This window comes from Olleya sp. NP1-10 (assembly GCF_055804415.1).
On the sequence record NZ_CM147840.1, the window covers coordinates 2,494,980 to 2,507,554 of the forward strand.

Here is a 12,575-nt window from a genome sequence, read left to right on the forward strand (position 1 = left end):
GTATAACGAAAGTTGCGGGTTTGAAACCGCAATTTTCAGATGTTTAAAATTAATAAAATTAGAAATGAAAAATACACTATTTACAAAAATTAAGCAATTTTGGTTATACATTGTTGCCACATCGTTTTTTTTAATCATTAAGGAATATTGGTTGGTGGTACTTCTCGGGATAGCCATTGAATCCATAATAATACTGTACCTAAATTCCCTAATATGATTCCAATTATAAAATATATATATTTTCGTTTTAAATCAACCGTTTGTAATTCTATGAATTTTTTCTGCGCTTTACTTTCGTCAATTTGGGCTTGTGTCAATTCAATTTGTAAATCTGCTATTTTTAAAGGCTCTAAAATAAATTTATCAGACTCAATATTTTCTGATTTTATTTCACTTTTCTTAACTTTTAAAATATCGTTTTCAGCTCTTTTCCATCGAGCCTTTGAACCTAAAGCCATTAAATTATCCCAATGGTCTTTTTCAAACTCTTGTTTTTCTCTTATAATATTTCCTTTATCATCTAATGGAACTCCCCAAACAGTATTTCTCTCAATTATTTCATATTCGTTTGTAGTTCCTAATTTCTCAATCCTCGCCCATTCGGTTGGACTTATCGTTAATATTTTATCTGTTCCTTTGACTTTTATTTTCATAACGTATTTTAATCAGAATGTGTGGCAACGTGATTGTGTATGATTTCGTTGCGTGTTTAAGCACTAAAGTTAGCAAATAAATCACAGATAGAAAGTCCGCGAGGACTTTCGTAAGTAAGCTATAACTAGCAATGAATTATACACGGTGTTGTAAACCGTACTTTCTTACTTTTTTGTCCGCTTTCCTATATCCAATTCTTAATCCAATATACTGAAATTTGGCAAAAATCTCATTCGCTAAATTCCTTTCATTTGGTCTGAATAGAGTAGGTCTTAAATCAGTTTTCCATAGTTCCTCAACAATTCGATTTCCCTCTCCATATCTTTTAAACCTCTTATAAAAACCAATAATACCATCTGAAAAATCGTGGACTGCAACACTATCAAAAGCGTAAGATAAATTTCCGATTTCCGAAAGTCGTAAACCTAAATCGACATCTTCTCCACCTGCAATTGCTATTTTCTCGTTGAATCCACCAATTTCATTAAATGCTTTTTTCCAAATCAGCGAATTGGCAGTAATTAAATATTGTGGAACGAAGTCGCCATTTTCATTGTAAGTTTTTAATGGAATTAATATTTCTTGACTCTCGTAATATTTAGAAAGTTTGTTATTATCCAATGATTTTATATTTCCAGCATAAGCAACAGAATTATTATCAGCATTTAGATAGCCTTTCAAAATTGATTTTGTAGGAATACAATCGCTATCGTTAAAAAGCAACCATTTTCCTTTTGCAATTTTCGCTCCTTTATTTCGCGCAGAAGCTGGTCCAATTTTTCGGCACAAAATTAATTCAATCGGTAAGTCTAAATTCAGATATTCAGATTTTAATTCAATCGCTTGACTTGAATTATTATCGACAATTATTATCTCTTTTGGAAAGTCAGTTTTCGAGTGAGTTTCAAAAAATTTGGTTAAATAATTATCAATTCCTTTTTGGTTGTCTTTAACTGGAATTACAATTGAAATTTCGTTTTTTGTAATTCGTTCAGACGATTTTTTTCCGTCTTCTTTTCATCTTTGAAGAAGACTAATCGACTTATTAATGTCATTGGCGGTGTATTTGGGTATGGTTTACAACGTTTATGTATAAGAATAGTTGCGGGTTTGTATGCGAGGATTTTCCGAAGGAAAATCAGATGTAGCAAACACGCAACTACCTTTTTTTAGCACTAAACCGTAATTATTTTTATACGGTGTTATGTGCTGACTTTTATTTAATTCTTTTATAATAACAGCGAATCTCTCCTTCCATTTCGGCGTAAATTATTGTCACTAATTCAGTTTCGGTTAATGATAATATTGTTCCGTGACTTTCGCCCAAGTCATCAGTTCCGAGTTCTTTTTTCCAATATTCGTTGTCAATATCGTAATGTATAATTAAATCATTATTTTCAGAAAATTTCCATTTTCCAGTTTCATTCCAAACGCATTGTTCCGATTTATAATTTCCATTTTGGAAGTACTGAATAGTGTCCTTGCATTTCAATCCGAAATACTCTTTTCCGTCTTTAGTTTTATTTATTATTTTAACCCACTTTCCAACGATTAATTTGTCCCAATCCGCTTTCGGTTTTGCATTTTGTCCGAATGCTTGATTAAAACATAGAATGCTTAAAAAAATAAATCCAAATGTTAGTTTAAAGTTCCTCATTTCAGTTTGCACATAACGGTCTGGTGTATGGCTCGTTGCGTGTAAATTAGCGATTAATTTTCGGTTTAGCCACAAGCCAGATTTTTGAATTTTACTATTTATCTTTTTGTTGGAAATCGTCAAATTTAAAAATTTGGAGACTTTCCAAACACGCCTTAACTTTGGTTTAAGCAACTGAACAGCAATGAGCTATACACGTTGTTGCCAGTAGTATTTATTTCACGTTTTTATTTATTTCAAACAATTTTTTATAAATCGCTTTCAAATTTGTTGTTCCCTGCAAACCATAATCTTGTATTTCCTTGACTTCTCCATTTTCGTAAATTACTTTTAATATTCCAGTTTGGTCGTCAGTCCAATTTACAGAATAAGAATTTTCCAATTTTTTCAGTTGCGCATACTCAATCAATCCAACTAAATTATCATAATCGGTTTGATTCAGTCTAATCGTTTTTAATCCAGAATGATTGGTAAATCGTTTACCATTGTAGTTTAATGTTCCATCAGATGATAATTTCATTTCAAAGATTGGGCAAGTTCCATAACATCCTGTTGTTGAGAAATAAACTTCTTTGATTTTATCAAGTTTAGTTTTAATATTCCGATATTCTACAAGCTCACCAAATTTCACAGTTAAACTGTCAATTTTGTATTTCATATTTTTATTTCTAAACTCGGATTTTTTAATTATTGTATTCGAATATTCTGTGTCATCAAATTCTCGGATTTCTGTTTCGAAAATCAATACTTTTTCATTTCCAATTTCTGCGATTGAGTCTAATTCAGGTTCGATGTCAGAAAAGAACTTTGTGTTTCTGTAATTTAGTTCTTTGTAATTTTTATCTCCATTGTTAAGAACAATAATTAAAGGTACATATGCATTTACAACCAAGTCTGTAAAACCATTATTGTCTAAATCAATTTTCTTTACAAAGTATTCAAAATCTTCTTCGTCTGCCTCAACCTCTTTGTCAAATACTTCTTTGAAAGTGTATTTCTTATTAATATTCTTTTCTAAAAATTTAGAAACTTTCTTATTGGTATTCAGTTCGTCAATAGTTTGTCCAAACATTAAGCTTAAATTTAGTAACAAAATTCCTATGACGATTGTGTTTTTCATATTACTGGCAACTAGTTATATAACAACTAATATAGTTGTTTTTGGGGTTATATTTCCCGTTATGACAACTTTTAGTAACTCATATCAAATAAGTTTCATTTTATTATAGTTGCATTATTAAACGCTAAATTACAATAATGTAATTATATAAAAAATACGTACAACTACGTATTTTTTATATTATAAATAGGTGTTGTCATTAGGCCTACATTGGGTAGATTTAAACAAGTAAAGTCTAAAGCAAACTCAACTGTTGTTGATGAAGTAGGATAGATGTAAATTGGTAAGGTTTTTTGTTGGTAAAATTTCATTCTAAGTATAGTATGCTCTACAGGTAATTGTGTATTGTAGGTATACTCTTGACCTAAATAATGGATTGGTATTTGTAATGTACTTTTAAATTTAGTTAGGTTTTTTTGTTTGTGATATCCTCCTAAATGTGCTTGTTTATTAAATTTAGAACCGTTTGGGTCTAATTGGTTGTCATATATATCTACTGGCCTGTTTTCTTGCCAATGTAGTCCGTCTATTTTTATGTGATCTAATACTAATGTAACCTGTTTAAAACGTTTAAATAACTGTAGTCGTTTTTTGTTTGCTTTTTTTGATTGAAACTTGTTAACTATTTCAATTATAAAAATAATTAGTGCTATTAGTATTGATGCAATTTGCCAAAGGTATTCCATAATTATATTACATATAACTAGATACAGTCATGACAATTAAAGTAAAAACAATAAGCACTATAAATAAAGGCATGATAAATTTTAGCCATTTATCAAAACCAACTTTAACAACAGCTAATGATGCTAATATTAATCCTGTTGGATTAATAAAATAAAATAAGCCCAAGCCATATTGGTAGGCATTTACAACAATTTCTCTACCTACGCCAACACTATCTGCTAAAGGCGACATGATTGGCATGGTTAGCACTGCCATACCAGAACTACTTGGTATAAAAAAGGATAATCCTGCATAAATTGCTGTCATAGCACTAGCAAAAACACCTTTGTTCATTCCAGTGGTTAATGCGCTTGCATAATGTAATAAGGTGTCACTAATTAAACCATCTGCCATAATAACGGTTACACCACGTGCAATACCAATAATTAAGGCCACACCTAGTAAATCTCCAGCACCTTTAACAAAAGTGTCTATAAAGTCGGTTTCTTTAATTTTAGCAATAAAACCTATTAATATGGCTCCAACCAAAAAGGTTGCAGTCATTTCTACAAACCACCACTCAAGTGCTACTACACCGTAAATCATAATAATAAAGCAAAGTGCAAAAATGACTAACGATATACGTAAGCGTGTCGTAAACTGTACTATTTTAGTATTGGATTGTGTAAATAAAGCAACAATTTGCTGTTGCTGGTCGTAGATAATGGATTGCGTAGGGTCTTTTTGTACGCGTTTACCGTATCTAATAATGTAGATTAATGCAATTGTCAAACAGGCAATTAACATAAATACACGTCCCCAAAGTCCAGTTGTCCAGCTTATTCCAGCAGCATCACTAGCAATAATAGTGCTAAATGGATTAATGGTAGAGCACATTGTACCAATTGAGCTTCCTAAAAAGATACATGCTATACCAACCATAGCATCGTATTTGGCTGCTAAAAACACCGGAATTAAAATAGGGAAGAAGGCTATAGTCTCTTCAGCAAAACCAAAAGTAGTTCCTCCTGCAGCGACTAAGGTGGTCACAAGTATAATTAAAATAAATTCGCGTCCTTTTAATGCGTTAGCTAACCAGCTAATACCAGCATCAAAAGCTCCTGTACTGTTAATAATACCTATTAACCCTCCAATAATTAATACTAGAAAAATAATATCTGCAGCTTCAATAATACCTTTGACAGGAGATTTTACAAAGTCGTAAAACCCTTGTGGTCTGGCTTCTAATTCTTGATACGTATTAGGAATATTAATAGGTTTGTAAATGTCTCCATTGGTAAATTTGTCTAACGGAATTTTAATATTTAAAGCCTGTAATGTTTGCTGTGTAGCAGGTAATGTTGTTGTTTTTTCTAATCCAATTTGGGTAAACAAATTAGAATCTTTATTATAACTTAAGGTTTGGTATTTACCAGCAGGAACTAACCAGGTTAATAACGTGACAAGTCCAGCTATTATAAGTAAAATGGTTTGAGCAGAAGGAAATTTGATAGGTTTCATGAATTAAGTTACAATTATAGATAAATATTAAGCTGGTAATTTTAATAGCTATAAAGATAGTATTATTTTGTGCCTAAGTAAAAGCACATCAATCAAAAGTTATGAACGTCAATATACACCACAGCTGGAAGCCTTTTTTACAACCCGAATTTGAGGCCTCTTATTTTAAAACTCTAGAAGCTTATGTGAATAAAGAATATGAGGACAATACATGCTTTCCACCAGAAAATTTAATTTTTAATGCATTTAATACTTGTCCTTTAAACCATTTAAAAGTAGTAATAATTGGTCAAGATCCTTACCACAATTACAACCAAGCAAACGGATTATGTTTTAGTGTTAATGACAATGAAAAACATCCACCATCATTAGTCAATATTTTTAAAGAGTTAGAAACAGACTTACATAAAAAGTATCCGTCAAGCGGAAATTTAGAATCCTGGTCAAAACAAGGGGTCTTTTTATTAAACGCCACCTTAACGGTTAGAGCGCACGAAGCTGGTAGCCATCAAAAACAGGGTTGGGAGACCTTTACAGATGCTGTAATCAAAACTATTAGTGATCAAAAGGACAATGTGGTGTTTTTACTTTGGGGAGGATTTGCTAAGAAAAAGGCAAAATTAATTGATGCTACAAAACACCACATATTAACTTCTGGTCATCCTTCACCTTTAAGTGCCAATCGTGGGTATTGGTTTGGCAACAGACATTTTAGTCAAACAAACCAATTATTATTAAAAAATGGCTACGATAGTATTAATTGGTAATTTATTTAAAACAGAGATGTATAAATAGGCTCTAAAATGTTTTTCAGAGTTTTAATACACTTCTTTCTTTTTTCTGAAGCTTATAATCTTTAAACCTAAATATTCTTAAAATAGAATGTGTTTTATTGTGTTTTATTTATTTTTTTAACACAAAATAATTGATTTGTATATTTTTTTAAGTTAAATTGGTTTACCAGATTGGATAACCAATCTAATAACCAAAATTATTAATTTTTTAAATCAACCAAGATGAAAAAACAAATCAAAGTATTAATTAGTAGAAAAAAGCATTTAAGTAGTGTGTTACTTTTAGCATTACTCATTTTTGTTAGTTGCTCCGAAGAAGCACTCGAGACGAATACTGAGCAAGACAGTAATGCTAAAACCGAACTCGGTAACAGTGCATCAAGGACCACAGTTTCTAGCAATAATAGTGTTACAATTCAGGCAGAAAATTATGACAGCATGAGTGGTATACAGACAGAGACTACTAGCGACTCTGGAGGAGGTCAAAATGTAGGCTGGATAGATTCGGGTGATTATTTAGAATATGAGCTTAATGTACCAGCTTCTGGTAGTTACAAATTTGAATTTAGGGTAGCTTCTAAATCAAATAATTCTAAAATGGACTTCTACCAAGGCAATACAAAATTATCCAATGTTAATAAAGCTAGTACAGGTGGTTGGCAAAATTGGACAACAACCTCTAAAACGGTTAATTTAAGCTCTGGTAACAGTACACTTAAATTATTAGCTACAGGAGGTGGTTGGAATATTAACTGGATAAAAATTACTCCAGTTAATGTTAGTACAAATAGTACAAACTTAGCTTTAAATAAGTCTGCTACGCAATCTTCTACAAGTAATAGTGGTGTTGCTAGCAGAGCTGTTGATGGAAATACTTCTGGAGTTTGGGGTCAAGCTAGTGTGACGCATACTAATAGTACTTATCGTCCTTGGTGGCAAGTACAGTTAGGACAAAACTACAATATTGGAGATATTAAAATCTGGAACAGAACCGATTGTTGTGCAGACAGATTAAGCAATTTTGATGTGTTTGTGTACAATGCAGCAGGTGTACAGGTGTATAAAACAACAATTACGGCAACACCAAATCCTTCTATAACTATAAGTACAGGTGGTGTTTTAGGATCAAGAGTTAGAGTTAAATTAAAAGATACAAATCCATTGTCTTTAGCAGAGGTACAAGTATTTGCTGCTGATGGTAGCGAAACTGGTGGTTCTGGTAATTTAGATCCTAGTAAAGCACCTTCGGAAAATTTTGATTTGTCTACATGGAAAATCACTTTATCTTCTGGAAGTGAAAAGTCTGTTTCGGAATTAAATAATGAATTCGAACTTAGTAATCAATTTTACACAGCATCTGATGGAGGAATGGTATTTAAAAACTATCCTTTAGGAGCAGGTACAACTACTAATTCTACCTATTCTAGAGTGGAACTTAGAGAAATGTTACGTGGTACAAATACTAGTATTTCTACATCTGGTATAAATGGAAATAATTGGGTGTTTAGCTCTTCAAATTCTAGTAACCAAAATAATGCTGGTGGAGTAGATGGTGTTATGGAGGCTACTTTAAAGGTTAACCGTGTGACAACAACCTCTGGAAGTACATCTCAAGTGGGTAGAATTATAATTGGACAAATTCACGCTAGTGGTGATGAACCAATTAGATTATACTACCACAAACAACCTGGACATAGTAAAGGTGCTATATATTTTGCTCACGAACCAAGTGGTGGTGATGAAGTCTTTGAAAATATGATAGGAAACTATGTAGAAGAAACAGGAAGTGGAGCAGGAGACTATACTGGAGCTGGTAGCCCTTCTAATGGTATTGGTCTTAACGAAGAGTTTTCTTATAAAATAGAAGTTGTTGCAAATACATTGTATGTTACTATTTACAATGCAAGCGGTAGCAATATAGCCTCTAAAACCTTTAATATGAGTAATAGTGGTTTTGCTAACGATTGGATGTATTTTAAAGCAGGTTTGTATTCTGGAAATAAATCTGTAAGTAGTAGCTCGGACTATGAGCAAGTCACGTTTTATAAATTAGAAAAATCACATAATTAATATCTGATTGAAATAATTAGAGGCAGAATGTTTAAAACATTCTGCCTCTTTTTTATGCCTTATTGAAATTATAAGAGCTATATTTCTTCAATAAAATCTTTGTAATCCCATTTTTCTGGAATAATGTTTAATGCAAATAACTCATCTTGAACTTTTTTAATGGTTTGTTTTGAGATGTTTTCTTGAGACCATTCAGTTAAGCTTAACCATTCTTGTACATCTTCTAGTTCTTGCTCATAACGATTGGCAATCATACGATCTATACTTGGTATGTCTTTAAATTCTGATGTTGTGTTATTAACAATATTTAAAATGGTTTTGACGTCTTCTTTATTCGTTTTTAAAAAGTCTTCTCTTACAGCAATTACAAAACAAGGCCAAGGTGAAGGACAATTACCAATACGTCTAAATGTCCCGTTATCCACTAAAGGTTTGGTGGTGAATTTTTCCCACATAAAATAGTCAGCTTTCCCTTCTGTTAAGCCTTCAACTGCACCATCAAGGTTTTTTATAACCTCAAAGTCTAAGTCCTTTTTAATATCCCAACCATTATTTTCAGCATTAATATAAGCCATTAAGTGTGATCCAGAACCATATCTACTAATTGCAGCTTTTGTTCCTTTTAATGCTTCAATGCTATTGTATTTAGATTGTTCTGCAACATGAATACCCCAAATTAAAGGTGTTTCAACAAAAACCTGAACAATTTTACATTTATTTCCAGCAATAATATCTTTAACAATACCTTCGGTTAAAATGACAGCCATATCAATGTCCCCATCTCTTAAACCTTTACACATGGCACCTGTACCACCAAAATAGTCTTTCCAACGTAAGTTGATATCTTCTGCTTTATATTCGCCATTTTTTAAACCTAAATACCAAGCTAGGTTAAAATGTTCTGGTACACCACCAATGTTAATTTGCTTCATGTTATTATACTAATTTATCTAACGTATACTGTATTAGGTTTTCTACCACTTTTTTAGGGTCTTTGCTAAATTGTCCTGTAGCACGATTGGCTATAATAGCATTCATAGAGACAGCACGATGCCCTAGTAATCCAGCTAAACCATAAATTCCTGCAGTTTCCATTTCTAGATTTGTAATAGGTTGGTCGTTGTAATTAAAGCTTCCTAACTTATTGTTTAAATCGTCGTCTTGAATAGGTAATCTTAAAATACGTCCTTGTGGTCCGTAAAATCCAACGTTTGTTGCTGTAAATCCTTTAATGGTTTGATTAGATGTTAGTTTGGACATTAAATCTTTATCTGCAGTGACCACATAAGGTTTTGATTTATCCTCAGACCAATTGGTGTGCTTTATTAAGGCATCAGACACGTCTGTTTGTTGTATGTGTTTACTATTGTAAAAATGAAGTAAACTGTCAAAACCGCAAGCTTTTTCGCTAATAACAAAACTGTCTACAGGAATTTCTTTTTGTATAGATCCTGAAGTACCTATTCTGATAATGTCTAGCGATTTATGTGTTTTGTTGATGGTTCTTGTTTTTAAGTCTATGTTTACTAATGCATCTAGCTCGTTAAAAACAATGTCAATATTATCGGTTCCAATTCCTGTTGATATAACAGTCATACGTTTACCTTTATATATACCTGTTTGAGTATGAAACTCTCTTTTATGAGTTGTAAACTCTACTGAGTCAAAGTATTTTGTAACACCTGGTACACGATCTGGATCACCAACAGTTATGATGGTGTCTGCGATGTGTTCTGGTAATAAATTAAGATGATAAACACTACCATCAGGATTTAAAATTAATTCGGAATCTTGTATAGCCATTAAATGGTTTGTATTAATTTATTTTCTTTTTTATTGTATTGGAAGTCTTTTTTATTGACGCCTCCAAAGGAAAAATCTATGTCAATAGATTTAAAAAAGGTCTTTTGGTTTTCAATAGCCAAAAAGCCATCTCTGCTTAGGGTTAGTGTATCTTCAGTTTCAGTATAAAAAATAGCCAATCTATCAATCATGCGTTCTAATTGTAAATCGCTATATCCATAATACCCTTGATAATGTAAACAATAGCCTAATAAGTGGTTTTTAGAGGTTATGTTGTGTTCTTTTATTAATGTTAGAATATTGTATTCTAGTGTGTTTAAACCACTTCTGGTATCAGGAAAACGTCTTAAATGCGCTTTTAAACAGTTGCTTAGATATTTAAAGTTTGATGGTCTAACAATAAGTTCTTTAAAAAGGTTGTGGTCATTTTCGCAATAAATTCGCCAAGCTTTTTGGGCTGTAGCAATATCATCTACGTTTAGTTTAACTTTAGTATCGTAATGCTCTAATAATTGTTGTGGGCTTAGTTGTGCTAAACCTTTTAATTCTTTCTCGCCAGCAACACGACCACTACATACCAAATATAGTGGTAATGCAATGCCTTTTTGTTTAATTAGACTGATAACAGCAATTAAATTAATGTGGCAAAATAAATCATATTCAAACCAAAGCACTATCTCTGTGTATGGACTAACATCGTCAAGTTTAGCAATGTCTTTTTTTGCTAAATCAAGGTCATAGTCTACATCGTAGGTGTGTTCTAAAAACCTTTGTCTTAATTTGAAAAACTCTGGTGTATCAATGTTTTTAACGGTTGGACCTTCGCATAACATTTCTCTCCAGGTCAGAAAATCTCCAGAAATATTTATCTTTTCTAAAAAATCTGTAAGGCTAGAACCATTAGTAATATGCAATATATTAGTGTTCATAATTATCCACCAACACGTTTCACATTAAAGCCTTTGTCTTTTAAGATGGTCATTATTTGGTCACGATAATCACCTTGGATTATAATTTTATCGTCTTTAAAGCTACCTCCAACACTCAACTTTTGTTTCAGTGATTTGGCTAATAGTTTAAAATCTTCGGTAGCACCTGTATAACCTTCGAGAATAGTAATAGGCTTACCTTTACGCTTTTCGTATTTACAAATAATGGGATCGTCTTGTAACCAGATATCGCTTTTAGTATCTTGTTTTTCAACAGTTTCAGGGACGTGTTCTGGAAAAAGGTTTTTAAGTTGATCTTTTAAATCCATGCTATTAAATGTTTAGGAATAAGTAAATAGCCTTAATAATTGCTTTTTAAACAAATTATTAAGGCTTTATACTAAGTAAGTACTACTTTTTTAATCCAAGTTCTCTTAAACGTTCATCTAAAAACGCTCCAGCGGTAATGTCGTCAAACTGTTTAGGATTATTGTCATCAATACAACTATCTAAAACATCCAATTTCATTTCGCTAATTGGATGCATGAAAAATGGTATAGAGTAGCGTGAAGTTCCCCAAAGTTCTCTTGGTGGATTGATCACTCTGTGTATCGTTGATTTTAATTTATTGTTGGTATGTCTAGACAACATATCTCCAACATTAATCATTAATTCGTCTGGTTCTGCAATAGCATCAATCCATTCGCCTTTATGGTTTTGGACTTGTAATCCACGTCCTTGAGCACCCATTAACAATGTAATTAAGTTAATGTCACCATGTGCAGCAGCTCGTACAGCATTATCAGGCTCTTGCGTGATTGGTGGATAATGAATTGGTCTTAAAATAGAATTTCCGTTATGGATATAATTATCAAAATAAGTTTCTTCTAAGTCTAAATGTAAGGCTAAAGCACGTAATACATATTTAGCAGTTTCTTCTAACTTTTGATACGCTTGTTTACCTACTTGGTTAAACTTAGCTAATTCATTAACGGTAACGTTTTGAGGGTATTCTTTGGCACGTGCTTCATCATCTTCAACATATTGACCAAAATGCCAAAACTCTTTTAAATCACCTTCTTTTTTTCCTTTAGCACTTTCTTTTCCAAAAGACACATAACCACGTTGACCACCAATACCAGGGATTTCGTATTTATGCTTAGTTTCTAGTGGTAAAGAGAAAAAATTCTTAATCTCTTCATATAAATTATCAACTAAAGATTCGTCAAGTAAATGCCCTTTTAGGGCTACAAAACCTATTTCTTCATAAGCCTTTCCAATGTGATCCACAAATTGTTGTTTTTTAACAGGATCTCCAGATATAAAATCTTTTAAATTAACGCTAGGTATGCTATTCATGT

Annotated in this window: 13 protein-coding genes; 2 read left to right on the forward strand and 11 right to left on the reverse strand. The window is 32.1% G+C overall.

Features of this window, described 5'->3' with window-relative positions:
- Nucleotides 1–137: 137 nt before the first annotated feature.
- The 6 genes from AC0L4B_RS11720 to AC0L4B_RS11745 all read right to left on the reverse strand — a co-directional run bounded on the left by AC0L4B_RS11720 (nt 138) and on the right by AC0L4B_RS11745 (nt 5,618).
- The gene (locus tag AC0L4B_RS11720) at nt 138–653 is read right to left on the reverse strand and encodes a hypothetical protein (RefSeq protein WP_473437068.1); all 516 of its coding nucleotides are present in this window, start codon (nt 651–653) and stop codon (nt 138–140) included.
- Nucleotides 654–789: 136 nt separating this feature from the next.
- Nucleotides 790–1,641: a glycosyltransferase gene (locus tag AC0L4B_RS11725; RefSeq protein WP_473439440.1), complete on the reverse strand. Its 852-nt coding sequence runs from the start codon at nt 1,639–1,641 to the stop codon at nt 790–792.
- 229 nt (nt 1,642–1,870) lie between these two features.
- Nucleotides 1,871–2,434, reverse strand: a complete 564-nt coding sequence (locus AC0L4B_RS11730) for a hypothetical protein (protein WP_473437069.1) — start codon at nt 2,432–2,434, stop codon at nt 1,871–1,873.
- Between the two features lie 91 nt (nt 2,435–2,525).
- Entirely contained in the window at nt 2,526–3,431 is a 906-nt protein-coding gene (locus AC0L4B_RS11735) for a DUF6438 domain-containing protein (protein ID WP_473437070.1), read from the reverse strand.
- A gap of 164 nt (nt 3,432–3,595) precedes the next feature.
- Nucleotides 3,596–4,117, reverse strand: coding sequence for a hypothetical protein (locus AC0L4B_RS11740; protein WP_473437071.1), 522 nt, complete (start codon nt 4,115–4,117; stop codon nt 3,596–3,598).
- A 7-nt stretch (nt 4,118–4,124) separates the two neighbouring features.
- Nucleotides 4,125–5,618, reverse strand: coding sequence for a YfcC family protein (locus AC0L4B_RS11745; protein ID WP_473437072.1), 1,494 nt, complete (start codon nt 5,616–5,618; stop codon nt 4,125–4,127).
- Nucleotides 5,619–5,719: 101 nt separating this feature from the next.
- On the opposite strand from AC0L4B_RS11745, the gene ung reads away from it, so the two are divergent.
- On the forward strand, nt 5,720–6,385 hold the full coding sequence (gene ung / locus AC0L4B_RS11750) for a uracil-DNA glycosylase (RefSeq protein WP_473437073.1): 666 nt from the start codon (nt 5,720–5,722) through the stop codon (nt 6,383–6,385).
- Nucleotides 6,386–6,634: 249 nt separating this feature from the next.
- Nucleotides 6,635–8,482, forward strand: a complete 1,848-nt coding sequence (locus AC0L4B_RS11755) for a polysaccharide lyase family 7 protein (protein WP_473437074.1) — start codon at nt 6,635–6,637, stop codon at nt 8,480–8,482.
- Nucleotides 8,483–8,559: 77 nt separating this feature from the next.
- Here AC0L4B_RS11755 and AC0L4B_RS11760 read toward each other — a convergent pair whose 3' ends face one another.
- The 5 genes from AC0L4B_RS11760 to AC0L4B_RS11780 all read right to left on the reverse strand — a co-directional run bounded on the left by AC0L4B_RS11760 (nt 8,560) and on the right by AC0L4B_RS11780 (nt 12,573).
- Nucleotides 8,560–9,414: a substrate-binding domain-containing protein gene (locus tag AC0L4B_RS11760; RefSeq protein ID WP_473437075.1), complete on the reverse strand. Its 855-nt coding sequence runs from the start codon at nt 9,412–9,414 to the stop codon at nt 8,560–8,562.
- A 4-nt stretch (nt 9,415–9,418) separates the two neighbouring features.
- The gene (locus AC0L4B_RS11765) at nt 9,419–10,285 is read right to left on the reverse strand and encodes a nucleoside phosphorylase (RefSeq protein ID WP_473437076.1); all 867 of its coding nucleotides are present in this window, start codon (nt 10,283–10,285) and stop codon (nt 9,419–9,421) included.
- Nucleotides 10,285–11,214, reverse strand: a complete 930-nt coding sequence (locus AC0L4B_RS11770; RefSeq protein WP_473437077.1) for a DUF1835 domain-containing protein — start codon at nt 11,212–11,214, stop codon at nt 10,285–10,287. Before AC0L4B_RS11770 ends, AC0L4B_RS11765 begins: the two co-directional genes overlap by 1 nt.
- Before the next feature lie 2 nt (nt 11,215–11,216).
- Nucleotides 11,217–11,543, reverse strand: a complete 327-nt coding sequence (locus AC0L4B_RS11775; protein ID WP_473437078.1) for a translation initiation factor — start codon at nt 11,541–11,543, stop codon at nt 11,217–11,219.
- Between the two features lie 82 nt (nt 11,544–11,625).
- Complete coding sequence (locus tag AC0L4B_RS11780) at nt 11,626–12,573, reverse strand: isopenicillin N synthase family dioxygenase (protein ID WP_473437079.1); 948 nt, start codon at nt 12,571–12,573, stop codon at nt 11,626–11,628.
- Nucleotides 12,574–12,575 lie beyond the last annotated feature (2 nt).

Bases quoted from the DNA above. Each gene is read 5' to 3' on its own strand.
- AC0L4B_RS11740 (WP_473437071.1), bottom strand. From the start codon at position 4,117: ATGGAATACCTTTGGCAAATTGCATCAATACTAATAGCACTAATTATT.
- AC0L4B_RS11760 (WP_473437075.1), bottom strand. From the start codon at position 9,414: ATGAAGCAAATTAACATTGGTGGTGTACCAGAACATTTTAACCTAGCT.
- AC0L4B_RS11765 (WP_473437076.1), bottom strand. From the start codon at position 10,285: ATGGCTATACAAGATTCCGAATTAATTTTAAATCCTGATGGTAGTGTT.
- AC0L4B_RS11755 (WP_473437074.1), top strand. From the start codon at position 6,635: ATGAAAAAACAAATCAAAGTATTAATTAGTAGAAAAAAGCATTTAAGT.
- AC0L4B_RS11770 (WP_473437077.1), bottom strand. From the start codon at position 11,214: ATGAACACTAATATATTGCATATTACTAATGGTTCTAGCCTTACAGAT.
- AC0L4B_RS11780 (WP_473437079.1), bottom strand. From the start codon at position 12,573: ATGAATAGCATACCTAGCGTTAATTTAAAAGATTTTATATCTGGAGAT.
- AC0L4B_RS11720 (WP_473437068.1), bottom strand. From the start codon at position 653: ATGAAAATAAAAGTCAAAGGAACAGATAAAATATTAACGATAAGTCCA.
- AC0L4B_RS11735 (WP_473437070.1), bottom strand. From the start codon at position 3,431: ATGAAAAACACAATCGTCATAGGAATTTTGTTACTAAATTTAAGCTTA.
- ung (WP_473437073.1), top strand. From the start codon at position 5,720: ATGAACGTCAATATACACCACAGCTGGAAGCCTTTTTTACAACCCGAA.
- AC0L4B_RS11775 (WP_473437078.1), bottom strand. From the start codon at position 11,543: ATGGATTTAAAAGATCAACTTAAAAACCTTTTTCCAGAACACGTCCCT.
- AC0L4B_RS11745 (WP_473437072.1), bottom strand. From the start codon at position 5,618: ATGAAACCTATCAAATTTCCTTCTGCTCAAACCATTTTACTTATAATA.